The sequence below is a fragment of the Tsuneonella sp. HG094 genome, assembly GCF_053819285.1.
Genome location: NZ_JBSORA010000001.1, coordinates 1,177,321 through 1,190,524, shown reverse-complemented (window position 1 = coordinate 1,190,524; position 13,204 = coordinate 1,177,321). Strand labels below are relative to the sequence as shown.

General features: G+C 66.8%; 13 protein-coding genes. 3 read left to right on the top strand and 10 right to left on the bottom strand.

Annotated elements, in window-relative coordinates:
- Positions 1-3 precede the first annotated feature (3 nt).
- The 9 genes from ACWPMX_RS05945 to ACWPMX_RS05905 all read right to left on the bottom strand — a co-directional run bounded on the left by ACWPMX_RS05945 (position 4) and on the right by ACWPMX_RS05905 (position 9,299).
- Positions 4-1,185, bottom strand: coding sequence for a molybdopterin molybdotransferase MoeA (locus tag ACWPMX_RS05945; RefSeq protein ID WP_455699114.1), 1,182 nt, complete (start codon positions 1,183-1,185; stop codon positions 4-6).
- Positions 1,182-1,652 carry a cyclic pyranopterin monophosphate synthase MoaC gene (gene moaC, locus ACWPMX_RS05940; RefSeq protein ID WP_455699113.1) on the bottom strand — a complete coding sequence of 157 codons (471 nt, stop codon included), beginning with the start codon at positions 1,650-1,652 and terminating at the stop codon, positions 1,182-1,184. Before moaC ends, ACWPMX_RS05945 begins: the two co-directional genes overlap by 4 nt.
- Before the next feature lie 27 nt (positions 1,653-1,679).
- Positions 1,680-2,468, bottom strand: a complete 789-nt coding sequence (gene trpC, locus ACWPMX_RS05935; RefSeq protein WP_455699112.1) for an indole-3-glycerol phosphate synthase TrpC — start codon at positions 2,466-2,468, stop codon at positions 1,680-1,682.
- A complete protein-coding gene (gene trpD / locus ACWPMX_RS05930) occupies positions 2,465-3,457 on the bottom strand; it encodes an anthranilate phosphoribosyltransferase (RefSeq protein WP_455699111.1) in 993 nt (330 codons plus the stop codon). The genes trpC and trpD overlap by 4 nt, the downstream gene beginning before the upstream one ends.
- Positions 3,454-4,038 (bottom strand): anthranilate synthase component II, encoded by a 585-nt coding sequence (locus ACWPMX_RS05925; RefSeq protein WP_455699110.1) that lies wholly within the window; start codon positions 4,036-4,038, stop codon positions 3,454-3,456. Before ACWPMX_RS05925 ends, trpD begins: the two co-directional genes overlap by 4 nt.
- 48 nt (positions 4,039-4,086) lie before the next feature.
- On the bottom strand, positions 4,087-5,034 hold the full coding sequence (gene pip / locus ACWPMX_RS05920) for a prolyl aminopeptidase (protein ID WP_455699109.1): 948 nt from the start codon (positions 5,032-5,034) through the stop codon (positions 4,087-4,089).
- Positions 5,031-5,828 (bottom strand): phosphodiester glycosidase family protein, encoded by a 798-nt coding sequence (locus tag ACWPMX_RS05915; RefSeq protein ID WP_455700740.1) that lies wholly within the window; start codon positions 5,826-5,828, stop codon positions 5,031-5,033. Before ACWPMX_RS05915 ends, pip begins: the two co-directional genes overlap by 4 nt.
- 17 nt (positions 5,829-5,845) lie before the next feature.
- Positions 5,846-7,288, bottom strand: coding sequence for an anthranilate synthase component I family protein (locus ACWPMX_RS05910; protein ID WP_455699108.1), 1,443 nt, complete (start codon positions 7,286-7,288; stop codon positions 5,846-5,848).
- Positions 7,289-7,367: 79 nt separating this feature from the next.
- A complete protein-coding gene (locus ACWPMX_RS05905; protein ID WP_455699107.1) occupies positions 7,368-9,299 on the bottom strand; it encodes a SurA N-terminal domain-containing protein in 1,932 nt (643 codons plus the stop codon).
- A 206-nt stretch (positions 9,300-9,505) separates the two neighbouring features.
- Between ACWPMX_RS05905 and tpiA the strand changes: the two genes are divergently transcribed.
- From tpiA to ACWPMX_RS05890, 3 genes are all read left to right on the top strand, one after another.
- The gene (gene tpiA / locus ACWPMX_RS05900; RefSeq protein ID WP_455699106.1) at positions 9,506-10,270 is read left to right on the top strand and encodes a triose-phosphate isomerase; all 765 of its coding nucleotides are present in this window, start codon (positions 9,506-9,508) and stop codon (positions 10,268-10,270) included.
- A 77-nt stretch (positions 10,271-10,347) separates the two neighbouring features.
- Positions 10,348-10,707, top strand: coding sequence for a preprotein translocase subunit SecG (secG, locus tag ACWPMX_RS05895; RefSeq protein ID WP_455699105.1), 360 nt, complete (start codon positions 10,348-10,350; stop codon positions 10,705-10,707).
- A gap of 91 nt (positions 10,708-10,798) precedes the next feature.
- Positions 10,799-12,430 carry a CTP synthase gene (locus ACWPMX_RS05890; protein WP_455699104.1) on the top strand — a complete coding sequence of 544 codons (1,632 nt, stop codon included), beginning with the start codon at positions 10,799-10,801 and terminating at the stop codon, positions 12,428-12,430.
- Between the two features lie 290 nt (positions 12,431-12,720).
- Here ACWPMX_RS05890 and ACWPMX_RS05885 read toward each other — a convergent pair whose 3' ends face one another.
- The gene (locus ACWPMX_RS05885) at positions 12,721-13,197 is read right to left on the bottom strand and encodes an Hsp20 family protein (RefSeq protein WP_455699103.1); all 477 of its coding nucleotides are present in this window, start codon (positions 13,195-13,197) and stop codon (positions 12,721-12,723) included.
- Positions 13,198-13,204 lie beyond the last annotated feature (7 nt).

The following is a 13,204-nucleotide window of genomic DNA, read 5'->3' as shown; positions in this document are numbered from 1 at the left end:
CCGTTAAGGCGGCAGAGGGATGACCCGAACCACATCGCCGGGCACTCCGGCGCTACAATGCGCAGGGCGGTCGATCAACGCACCTGCGGCTGCCAATGTGCGCAGCGCGCTGCTGTCGCGCTCCGGCAGCGGCTCTACGCCGTGCTCGGTCCATCGTGCCCGCAAAAACTCTCGACGGGATCCGCCTTTCGGGACGGGTGCGGCAAGCAGGGCGGGGACTGTGGTTGGCAGGCAGGCCGCCGGAGAAGCGCCTGCAAGCCGCCGCAGTATCGGCAGGACGAACAGCACCGTGGTCACGAAGGCGGAGGCTGGATTGCCGGGAAGGCCGATAACGACCTGGGTGCCCTTGCGCGCGACCAGCAGCGGCTTGCCCGGACGGATCGCGACCCGCCAGAAATCGACCGTCGCCCCGTACGCCTGGAGTGCGGGCCGGACGAGATCGTGATCGCCAACCGATGCGCCGCCACTCGTCACGATCAGGTCGGCCTCTGCGGCTTGCGCCAGCCCAGCCCCAAGTGCGCCGAGATCGTCCCGCACCGGACCGATGCGCGTCACCGCCCCTGCATGGCTCGCAACCAGCGCAGCGAGCATGGGGCCGTTCGTCGCCGGGATGAAGCCTCCATGGGCAACAGCAGGATCGACAACGAGCTCGTCACCACTGTCGATGATGGCGACCGTTGGCAGGCGACCGACCGAAACCTGCCCGACGCCGCCCATCATCGCGAGCGCAAGCTGGGCAGGGCCGAGCTGGGTTCGTGAGGACAACAGGGTGTCGCGCTCAGCGAAATCGAACCCGCGGCGGCGGATGTGTCGGGCATCGGGCTCGTTACCCGGGGCCGATACGGTTTCGCCGTGATCGACTGCGTCCTCGCGCAGAAGGATTCGCGCGTCACCACCCGGAACATGGGCTCCGGTCGAGATCCGCACCGCCTGTCCGCGCTCGAGAGCTGAAAGATACGGATGACCCGCCGCGCTTTCGCCGACGATTGTCCACGGTCCGTCGCCGGCGGTGGCGAACCCGTCCATCGCGGAAAGATCCGCGGAGGGCGACGTGCGTCGCGCGGTGACCGGTTCGGCCAGCCAGCGTCCCCCGGCATTTGCCGTCGAGAGCGTTTCCGTGCCGAGCGGATTAACCCCGGCCAGCAGGCGCGCCTGTGCCTCCTCGAGCGAAAGAGGCGGAATCATTCTTCCGCGCGCCAGTGGCCCGACTTGCCCCCCGTCTTCTCGACCAGGCGCACCGCTTCGATCACCATACCCTTGTCGACCGCTTTAGCCATGTCGTAAATCGTGAGGAGTGAAACACAAGCCGCTGTCATCGCTTCCATTTCCACGCCAGTTCGGCCGGTGAGCGAAGCGGTTGCCGATACCCGCACGGCGTCATCCCCGAAAGCAAACTCCACCCGCACCGCATTAAGCGAAAGGGGGTGGCATAGCGGAATGAGATCGGCGGTTTTTTTCGCCGCCATGATCCCGGCGATGCGGGCGGCGGCGAGGACATCGCCTTTGGGTCCGCTGCCTTCACGGATCGCGGCAAGCGCCGCTGCGCTCATCCGGATGCGTCCTTCGGCAGTGGCGGAGCGGTCGGTTTCGGATTTGCCGCCGACATCGACCATGCGCGCCGCGCCCGATTCGTCGAGGTGGGTGAGGCTCATCGTTCGGCCGCTTTCATCGAGGCAAGCCTACGCGGAGCCAAGGAGCCCGCGGGTCGCCGCCGCGACGTCGTTCTGGCGCATGAGGCTTTCGCCGACGAGGAAGGTCCGCACGCCGGACAATGCGAGGCGCTCACAGTCGGCATGGCTGTTGATCCCGCTTTCGCCGACCAGGAACGACTCCTCCGGCGCGAGTGGCGCGAGGCGCTCCGTTATGGCAAGATCGGTACGGAAAGTCTTGAGATCGCGATTGTTTATCCCGATCAGGCGCGAGCGCAGCCGTGCCGCGCGGGCCATTTCCGCCTCGTCGTGCACCTCGACCAGCACGTCCATGCCGCGCTCGGTCGCGGCGGCCTCGATTTCGGCCATCAGGCCATCGTCGAGTGCGGCGACGATGATCAGGATCGCATCGGCTCCGATCGCGCGCGCTTCGGCCACCTGCCATGGATCGACCATGAAGTCCTTTCGAAGGACCGGGAGCGAGCATGCCCGTCGGGCGTCAGCCAAGTAGTCCTCGTGCCCTTGGAAATAGGGCGCGTCCGTGAGCACGGAGAGACACGCAGCGCCGCCCTGTTCATAGGCAACCGCATGTTCTGCAGGACGAAAATCAGCCCGAATCAATCCTTTGGAGGGCGACGCTTTCTTGATTTCGGCGATCAATGCGTAGCCATCCTGCGCCTTGAGGACCAAGGCGGCATGAAAACCGCGCGGGGCTGTCTGATCGCGAGCGGCCGCGTCAAGATCGCCGATCGTCGCCAGCGCCTTGCGCTCCGCCACCTCGTTGCGCTTGGTCGCGCAGATTTCGTCGAGCTTGTTCACTTCGCCAGATCGATCCACCGCGCCAGCAGCGCTTCCGCGCGGCCCGAATCGAGCGCCTCCGCCGCGAGCTTTGCGCCCTCGGCATAATCGACAGCCTTGCCCGCGATCATCAGCGCGGCGCCGGCGTTGAACAGCACCGCGTCGCGATAAGGGCCGGGCGCTCCCATGAGCAGGGCTTTCAAGGCCTTGGCATTGTGCGCGGCGTCCTCTCCGCGGATCGCCTCGATCGGAGCGCTCGGCAGGCCGGCGTCGAACGCGCACGCGCGGCGCAGTTCCCACTCGTTGCCGCGGACATCGGCGACCTCGTTGCCGCCCGCGAGGCTCAACTCGTCGAGCCCCTCGTCGCCAGAGACTATCAGCGTGCGGCGCGTGCCGAGCCGGGCCTTCGCCTGTGCGTAGATCGGCACGTAGGCGGGCCGGGCGATCCCGATAAGCTGGCTCTGCACCCCGGCCGGGTTGGAGAGCGGGCCCATGAGGTTGAAGATCGTCCGGCGACCCAGTCGCTGGCGGATGGGCTGGATCCGCGCCATCGCCGGATGGTGATTCTTCGCGAACAGGAACGCGATGCCGATCTCGGCGAGCGTTTTCTCGGCGGTGCGCCCTGCGGCATCCATGTCGAGACCCAGCGCCTCCAGCGTATCGGCGGCACCCGCCTTGCTGCTGGCGGCGCGGTTGCCGTGCTTGGCGACCGGAACGCCCGCCGCCGCGACCACGAGGCTCACTGCAGTCGAGACATTGAGTGTGTGATGGCCGTCGCCGCCCGTACCGCAGACATCGATCGCATCGTCGGGGGCAACGATCGGCAGCAGGCGGGCGCGCAGGGCGCGGGCGGCACCGGCGATCTCGTCCGCCGTCTCGCCGCGATCGGACAGGGCGGAAAGGAACCGCTCGATCTCCTCCTCGCTCGTCTCTCCATCGAGCAGCGCGCCGAACACGCGTTCGGCCTCGTCCTCGCTCAGGTGCGGTTCGGGATCGGGGAGAGCAGTCACGCCGGAATGCCCGCTTCGATGCCGCAGAGCGCCAAGAAGTTCGCCAGCAGCGCGTGGCCGTGCTCGGTCGCGATGCTTTCGGGATGAAATTGGACGCCGTGGATCGGAAGCTCGGCGTGGCGGAAGCCCATCACGTGCGCATCGTCGGCGGTCGCGTTTACGACAAGCGCTTGCGGCACGTTCTCTACCACCAAGCTGTGGTAGCGGGTCGCGGTGAAGGGCGAGGGCAGTCCTGCGAACACCCCGCTGCCATCATGTGTGACAGGCGAGGTCTTGCCGTGCATCAGTCCGCCGCGCACCACGTTGCCGCCGAAGTGCTGCCCGATCGACTGGTGGCCGAGGCATACGCCTAGCAGCGGTTTGCCCGCATCGGCACAGGCGGCGACGAGGTCGAGGCTGATGCCTGCCTCTCTGGGCGTGCACGGGCCGGGGCTGATCAGGAAGCCCGCCGCGTTGGTGCGGATCGCCTCGGCAGCGGTTAGCGCGTCGTTCCGCTCCACGCGCACGGGCGCGCCCAGTTCCATCAGGTAATGGACCAGGTTGAAGGTGAAGCTGTCGTAGTTATCGACGACGAGGATCATGGGGCGCGCGTTGAACTGTCGCGGCGCGCCGATCAAGCAAGGTTTGCTTTAGGCGAACCGGTCGGTTGCGCGCACCAGCCCGTCGGTGATCCCGGGTTCGGTGAACAGGTGACCTCCGTCGGGCACGATTTGCAGGTCTACCTCGGGCCAGGCCTGCTTGAGTTTCCACGCGGCCGCGGGCGGCGTGCAGCAATCGTGGCGCCCTTGGACGATCACGCCCGGGATGGCGCGCAGCTTAGCCGCACCAGCCAGGAGCTGGCCCGATTCCAGCCAGCACTTGTGGCGAAAGTAGTGGGTTTCGATGCGCGCCGTGGCGACCGCGTTGTCGCCGTCCGCCATGTAGTCGATCGTGTCTTCCTCTGGCAGGAGCGTGACCGTGACGCCTTCCCAGCGGTTCCAAGCGCTCGCCGCAGCCTTGCGCACGGCCGGATCGGGATCGTCGAGCAGGCGGATGTAGGTTTCGAGCAGGTCGCCGTCGCCATGCGCGCGGGCGTGGGCGACGAAGCGGTCCCACTCCTCGGGGTAGAGCTCGCTGGCACCATAGGCGTAGAGCCAGTCGAGTTCGGTCTGCTCGCACAGGAAGATGCCGCGCAGGATGACCTCGGTCACGCGCTCCGGATGGGCCTGCGCATAGGCGAGCGACAGGGTCGAACCCCAGCTGCCGCCGAACACCTGCCATTTTGCGTGTCCGCACATCTCGCGCAGCCGCTCGATATCGGCGACGAGGTCCCAGGTGGTGTTCGCCTCCAGGCTGGCGAACGGGGTCGAGCGGCCGCAACCGCGTTGGTCGAACAGCAGCACGTCATAGCGCGCAGGGTCCCACTGGCGGCGGTGGTTGGCGTTACAACCTGCGCCGGGTCCACCGTGCAGCATGACCGCAGGCTTCGCGCCGGGCGTGCCGACCCGCTCCCAGTAGATCGAGTGCCCATCTCCCACTTCGAGCATCCCGAATTGGGAGGGTTCGATCTCGGGGTAGAGGGTGCGGCGTGTCGTCATGGTGCTTTCTCCTCGACCAGCAGCATCGGGCCGATCGGCGCGCGCGAGTCCATTCGTCCGCTCGCCGGATTCCATAAAGCGGAGACCGAACCGTCGAGATAGAGTGCGTTCGGTGTCTTGAGCACGTCGCGGAAATAGCGGGCGAGCTTGCCGAAACTCACCGGCCCTTCGCTGATGGCGAAGTGTGCGCGCCCCGCGCCATCGACGCCCACACCGTTGCGGATCGTCCGGCTCGGCCCGTCGTCGGTGACTTCGGGATGGAGTTTGCCGCCGACGACCAGCATCGGCCCGCTCTGGGTGCCGAACTGCGGACGATCGCCGACCTGCGCGAAGAAATCGTCGGCGGTCATCACGCGCCACTTGCCACCGCTGCCGAAGAACACGCCGTTGGGCTTCATGTGGAAATTGCCGGAGCCGTCGTTGCGGTTGAGCTCTCTCAGCCGCTCGCCGTCCTTGACGTAGTAACCTATCGGCTTGCCGTCGTCGCCGAACATGCCGGCGTTGACCGCGAAGACGACCCGTTTGGCCTCGTCCGGTTTGGCATCGGCGAACGCCTTGAAGCCGCGATAAGGCGGATTGCCGAGCATAGTAGTGATGCGATGCTTCGCCGGATCGGCGGTGCAGTGGGTTAGCTGGGCGTCCTCGAACGCGACGGTCTCGCACGCCGAGGCAACGGCGGCGGTTGCGGTGGGCGTCGGCGCCGCCGCGATGTCCTTGCCGGGGTTGTCGAGGTCGATGCGGGTTACCGGCTCGCCTTCTGCCTGCTGGCCGCAGGCCGCGAGTACCGCCAGCATGGCGAGCGGCAGCGCCCTCACTGCCCGAACCCGGGCTCGATCGCCTGGCGTGCAGCCTCGCGCGCGGCAGCGATGAGGGCGCCGGCCTTCGCCTCGCACTCGCGCTGTTCGTAGGCCGGGTCGCTATCGGCAACGATGCCCGCGCCCGCCTGCACGTGCATGGTGCCGTCCTTCACGACGGCGGTCCGCAAGACGATGCACGAGTCGAGCGTGCCGTCGGGCGCGAAATAACCGACCCCACCAGCATAGGGCCCGCGCGCATCGCCTTCGAGCTCGGCGATGATCTCGCAAGCGCGAATCTTCGGTGCTCCGCTGACCGTGCCCGCTGGAAAGCCCGCAAACAGCGCCTCGAGTGCGTCCTTGGCCGGATCAAGCGCGCCGACCACGTTACTGACGATGTGCATCACATGGCTGTAGCGTTCGATCGTGAAGCTGTCGGTGACCCGCACGGTGCCCTTGGCAGCGACGCGGCCGACGTCGTTGCGGCCGAGGTCGAGCAGCATGAGGTGTTCGGCCCGCTCCTTGGCATCGGCGAGCAGGCTTTCCTCGGCGGCAAGATCGGCTTCGAGCGTGGTGCCGCGCGGCCGGGTGCCGGCGATCGGCCGGATGGTCACTTCGCCGTTGCGCACGCGGACGAGGATTTCCGGGCTCGATCCAACCACGGCAAAGCCGGGCAGGTCGAGGAAATAGAGAAACGGGCTGGGGTTAACCCGCCGCAGCGCGCGGTAGAGAGCCAGCGGGGGGAGTGGGAAGGGACAGGTGAAGCGCTGCGACAGCACCACCTGGAACACGTCGCCCGCCTCGATATAGTCCTTCGCCCTCGAAACCATCGCGGCGAACCGCTCGGCGGGCATGGTCGGGGCAAGCGCCATCTCGGGCAGGGTGCTGGCCCGACCGGCCAACGGCACCGCGCTCGACAGGCGGCGCAGGACCTCGTCGATCCGCTCGCCACCAGTATCGACCGCGCCTGCCGGGTCGCCGCCCGGCCAGACGGGAGCGACGCAGACCAGTTCGTCGGTCAGGCGATCGAACACGAGCAGCACGGTTGGGCGGGCGAAGAACATGTCGGGCAGACCAAGCCCGGGTCCGACGGCACGCGGCAGTTTCTCGACTAGGCCGATCGTCTCGTAGCCGAAGTACCCGACCAGGAACGACAGCGCAGGCGGCAGGCCCTCGGGCACCGCGATTCGGCAGCGCTCGACCAGCGCGCGCAGTTCGGCAAGGGCATCGCTTTCGCAAGGCGCGAAACCGTCGCGGTCGTGCTGCCACGTGGCGTTGATTTCGGCGCTCGCCCCGGCTGCGCGGAACACGAGGTCGGGGTCGAGGCCGAGCATGCTGTAGCGCCCACGCACCTCGCCGCCCTCGACCGATTCGAGGAGGAAATCTCCTCGCCCGGGCTCGATCAGCTTGAGCGCGGCACCGACCGGCGTCTCGGTATCGGCGACCACGCGCCGCCACACCAGCGCCGGCTGTCCCTGCGCCAGCGCTGCGCGTGCCGCAGCGGCGTTCTCGGGTGCGCCTCCCGCCAGCGGACCGGACCTATTCGCCCGTGCCGACGAGTTGCTTGCGCACCGCAGCGATGGCGTCGGCGTTGCGCTCGACCTCGGCATCCTTGCGGATCGCGGCGCGCATCGCGTCGCCATATTCGCGACCTAGCAACTGGCCGAGGCTCGCCGTGGCCTGCACCAGCAACGGGTCGTTGGGTGCAATCTGGCCCGGGGTAATCGTGTCGACCGTCACGACGTACCAACCCGTGTCGCGCGGCGCCTCGAGCCGCTTGACGCTGTTCTTCGCCATCGAGAACAGCAGGGCGAGCGACGGCGGGATCCGCTGACCTTGCTGCACGAGTTCGCCGCGGGTCATGTTGACTGCTTCCACGCCGGGCAGGACGACCTTTTCGGCGGCGAGCGCAGCGGATAGCGATTGGCCCTTGGCGACCCGCGCGACGATGCGGTCGGCGGCAGCCTTGGCAGCCTTCTGGCCGACGTCGAGGCGCCAACCGGCGATGGCATCGTTGCGAATCTCGGCGAGCGGCGCGGCGGCCGACGGCGTGATCCGGGTCGTTTCGAAAACGAGGTAATCGCCGCTCCCGGGCATCGTCGCGATCTGGGGCTGGCCCTCTTCCATCTCGAAGGCGGCGGACAGCGCCGAGGCGAGCACCGGCGGCACGGTCTGACCGGCGACACCATAGACCCGGCCGTCCGCAACGATCGGCGGAGTGGTCTGCAGCTCGACCTTCAGCGTCCTTGCGATGTCGGTCAGCGAATTGCCTTCGTCGACCTGCTGCTCGACTTCCGCCGCCAGTTCCGAAAGCCCGCGCACGCGCTTTTCTTCGCGCAACGCGGTGACGATTTCTCCGCGCGCCTGCTCGAGCGAGCGGGCGGGGTTGGCATTGATCGCGTCGACGCGAACCACGTACCAGCCCAGACCGCCGCGGGCAGGTGTGGCGATCGCACCGCGAGCGGCGGAGAACGCCGCGTTGGCGACTGCCGCCGATGCACTGCCGGTGTATTGCGCGCGATCTGTGCTCGCCACCTTGCTCGCCTCGAGGCCCGCTTCGCGAGCGGCCGCCTCCAGCGCGCTTCCGCCTCGCCCCGCGATCGCCTGGGCGGCGGCGCGGGTGGGCACGATAAGCTGGGTGAACGAGCGCGTTTCGCGCGCCGCATACTTTTCTGCCCGGTCGCGGTTATAGCGCGCGGTAACCTCGGCGGCGGTCGGTTCCACGCTGCCGAGTGCAGCGGCGCCGAACACGGCGTAGCGCAGGACCCGGCGTTCGGGTCGGATGTATTGGCCCTTGTTGGCGGCGTAGAACGCGTTGAGCTGTGCGTCGGTCGGATTGCCGGTCGGCGCGAAAGCGGTACTCGGGATGAGTGCGACTGCGCCCTCGCGGCGCTCCTTGGTCAGCGCTACATAACGGGTGGCGATCTTGGTCGGCATCTTGGCGCCGAACGAGGCCGGCACGAGCACCTGTTGCGCGAGGAGGCCGTCGGCGAGATCGCGGCGCACTTCCGCATCGGTCAGGCGGCGCTGTGCGAGGAGCTGCTGATACGCGCTCTCGCTGAACTTGCCGTCCGCTCCCGCGAAAGCGGGAATGCGTCGGATCTCGCTATTCACGAGGTTGCTGCCTGCCTTCATCCCGTGCTCGTCAGCCCACCAGCTGATTGCGCGCCGATCGAGCAGCTGGTCGAGCACGTCTTCGAGTCCGCCTTGCTGCACGAATGCCTGCATCGAAAGCGTGGGGTTCTGCTGGCGCAACTGATCGATTGCCACGCTCGCCGCCTGGCTGAACTCGGCCGCGCCGACCTTCTCGTCGCCGACGACGGCAACGTTGTCGCCGCCAGAAATTCCGCCAAGCGAGCCGGTACTCGCGACATCGCCCACCGCGAATGCCACGCCGATCAGCGCAATGAAGCCGATCGTGATGCCGAGGCCGATCTTGGACTTGAACATGTTGCGGAAGAACTGGAGCATGGGATTCCAAAGCTATCGTAAGGGCAGATGCGGGCACGCTGGCGCACACGAAGGCCCGCCGGTCGCGGGCGCTTTAGAAGCCATGCGACCTTGCCGCAACATGTCCGGCACCGTTTTGGTGCATGAACGAACTTGGCCCTTTGCGAGAGCGGCGGTTGCCCGCTATGGGCGCGCACCCCTCTCATCGCATCATCGGGAATTGGTTCATGGCCCTGCGGCCTTACATCGTCGGCAACTGGAAAATGAACGGCACGCGCGCCATGCTGGCAGAGGCACGGGCGATCGACCGTTCGGCGCAGCGCCTGATGAAGGTCGAAGTCGCGCTGGCGCCGCCGTTCACGCTGATCCACGCCGTCCACAAGGAAGCCGAGCAGATCGGCATCGGTGCGCAGGATTGCAGCGCCGAGGCCGATGGCGCGTTCACCGGCGATATCTCTGCCGCCATGGTGGCCGATGCCGGCGCCAAGTTCGTCATCCTGGGGCACAGTGAGCGACGCCAGGGCCATGGTGAGAGCGATGCGCTGATCCTAGCCAAGGCCGAAGCGGCGACCGCCGCCGGTCTCAAGTTGATCGTCTGCTGCGGGGAAACCGAAGCGACGCGCGATGCCGGACGTGCCATCGACTTCGTTACGGGCCAGCTCACCGCATCGCTCCCTGAAACTCTCGAAGGCGCTGGTGAGCGCCTTTCGGTCGCCTACGAGCCCATCTGGGCGATCGGGACCGGTCGCACGCCGACCGTGGCCGACGTCGCCGCGATGCACCGCGCGATCCGCTCGCTGCTGGTCGCGCGATATGGCGAGGAAGAGGGCGCGATTGTCCGCATCCTCTACGGCGGTTCGGTGAAGCCCGAGAACGCTCGCGAACTGTTGGGCGCGGACGAAGTCGGCGGCGCGCTCGTCGGCGGGGCGAGCCTCACGGCCGAATCTTTCCTCGGCATCGTCATGGCCGCGGTCGACACGCAGGACGCCTGATCCGGGCACCGCCCCTTGCGGGCGGCCGTCCCTGCCCTTAAGTGCGCCCCAACACGCCAACCCGAGTAAACCCGTTCATGTCGCTTTTCCTGTTCCTGCTCGTCGTCCAAGCGGTCGTTGCCGCAACGCTCGTCGGGGTGATCTTGATGCAGCGCTCGGAAGGCGGCGGCCTCGGCATCGGCGGTAGCCCGAGCGGAATGATGAGCGCGCGTGGCGCAGCGGATTTCCTGACCCGTTCGACCCGCTGGCTGGCAATCATCTTCGTGGGCCTATCGATCGTGCTCGCCGCGCTCGCCGCCGGCACTTCGAACAGCGGCGTTTCGGTCGAATCGACCCTCGACCGTTCGGCGCCCGCCCCGGCGGGTCCGGTCCAGCAGGCCCCGGCCGCGCCCGCACAGGCGCCCGCCGACGACCCGCTCGCCGACGTCACCCAGTAAGCCCCGGCGGCGAAACGGTTGTGGATTGCGGCGCGCTGCCGCGCCAAGCCGCTTGCGCCACCCCCTCGCACACGCTTAAGGCCCAACTCCCATGGCGCGGTATATATTTATCACCGGCGGCGTGGTCTCCTCGCTCGGCAAAGGTCTCATGGCGGCGAGCCTCGCGGCTCTGCTGCAAGCGCGCGGATTCCGCGTGCGCATTCGCAAGTTCGATCCCTACCTGAACGTCGATCCGGGCACGATGAGCCCGTACCAGCACGGCGAGGTCTACGTCACTGACGACGGGGCGGAGACCGACCTCGATCTCGGGCACTACGAGCGTTTCACGGGCGTCTCGGCGCACCAGGGCGACAACATCACCTCGGGTCGGATCTACCGCGACATCATCGCGAAGGAGCGCCGCGGCGATTATCTCGGAGCGACGGTGCAGGTGATCCCGCACGTCACCGACGCGATCAAGGAATTTGCCCAAGCCGATACCGACGACCTCGATTTCGTGCTGTGCGAGATCGGTGGCACCGTCGGCGATATCGAGAGCCTGCCGTTCATCGAGGCACTACGCCAGCTCCGCAACGAACTGGGCCGTGACGACACCTGCTTCGTCCATGTCACACTGGTGCCCTACATCGCCGCCGCCGGCGAGTTGAAGACCAAGCCGACGCAGCACTCGGTGCGCGAGATGACCGGGCTCGGCGTCCAGCCCGACATCCTGCTGTGCCGCTGCGAAAAGCCGCTGCCCGATGGCGAACGGGCAAAGATCGCTCTGTTCTGCAATGTCCGCAAGGAAGCGGTCATTCCCGCGCTCGACGCGTCCAGCATCTACGCGGTCCCCCTGCAATACCACCGCGAAGGCCTCGACAACGAGGTGCTGCGTCATTTCCGGATGGAGGCCCCGTCGCCTGATATGGCGCGGTGGGGCGACGTTCTCGATCGGTACGAGCATCCCGAGGGCGAGGTGACCATCGGCGTGGTCGGCAAGTACGTCGGGCTGCCGGACGCGTACAAGTCATTGAACGAAGCTCTGGTACACGGCGGGATGGCCAACCGCGTGAAGGTCAACATCCGCTGGATCGATGCCGAGCTTTTCGAGAAGGGCGACGACGAGATCACCGCCCGGCTCGAGCCGCTGCACGGTATCCTCGTCCCGGGCGGGTTCGGCGAGCGCGGCAGTGAAGGCAAAATCGCCTCGGTCCGCTTCGCCAAGGAGCGCAAGGTGCCGTTCCTCGGTATCTGCCTCGGGATGCAGATGGCCTGCATCGAAGGCGCCCGCGCGGCGGGCCACGCAGCGGCAAGCTCGACAGAGTTCGGCCCCACCGACGAACCTGTGGTCGGCATCATCACCGAGTGGATGAGCAAGGAAGGCCTCCAGCAGCGCAGCGCCGACACCGATCTCGGCGGCACGATGCGCCTCGGCGCCTACGAAGCCGCGCTGTCGGGCAACAGCCACGTCAGTACGATTTATGGCGGCGCGACGGCGATCAGCGAACGGCACCGCCACCGATACGAGGTGAACTCGGCCTACAAGGACGCTCTCGAGAAGGATGGGCTGGTGTTTTCGGGAATGTCGCCCGACGGCCTGCTGCCCGAGATCGTCGAGCGGCCCGACCATCCTTGGTTCATCGGCGTGCAGTTCCACCCGGAACTCAAGAGCAAGCCATTTGACCCGCACCCGCTGTTCGCCGGTTTCGTGGGCGCCGCGCTCCAGCAAGCGCGACTTGTATAAATTTACCGCCCTCAGGGGCATCCGGTCATTTTTTACAAGTCTGTCAGCAGCAAAACGAATATATCTTGCCTTTGACGCCGGGTCGCTTAGGGGCAGCCGCACGTCAGGCTTATCATTTGCTAAGGTGGGTAAGCTAAACCGGCCCTTACGGGTTGGGTATTTTGAGCTTGGCGCGGATTTGATCGTCTTCTGCGACCCGGACGGTCAGATTCGCCTGAGACGGCGTTCAGTCGTCGTGGGGGCGGGTCCTAGACCCGCCCCCGAATCGTTTCACTTCTATGGAAGTCGGATCAGGCAGCGCTTGCCGCATCGCCCACGTCGTCGTCCTTCACGACTTCGAGCGTGGGCTGGCCACCGACGTGGATCTTCTTGGGCTTCATCGCCTCAGGCACTTCGCGCACAAGGTCGATCGTGAGCAGACCGTCGGCGAGGTCGGCGTTGTCGACCCGCACGAAATCGGCGAGTTCGAACCGGCGTTCGAAACCGCGGTTGGCGATGCCGACATGGAGCATTTCGCCCTGCACGCCTTCGGGCCGCTTGCGACCCTGGACGACCAGCAGGTTCTGCTGCGCGGTAATGTCGAGATCGGCGGCCTTGAAGCCCGCTACGGCGATAGTGATGCGATAGTCGTCGTCACCCTTCCGCTCGATATTGAACGGCGGATAGTTGTCGCCGGCCGTGTTGCGGACCTGACTTTCGAGCAGGTCGAACAGCTTGTCGAAGCCGACGGTGGTGCGACGATAAGGGGAAAAATCGAGACGCGACATTGTACAA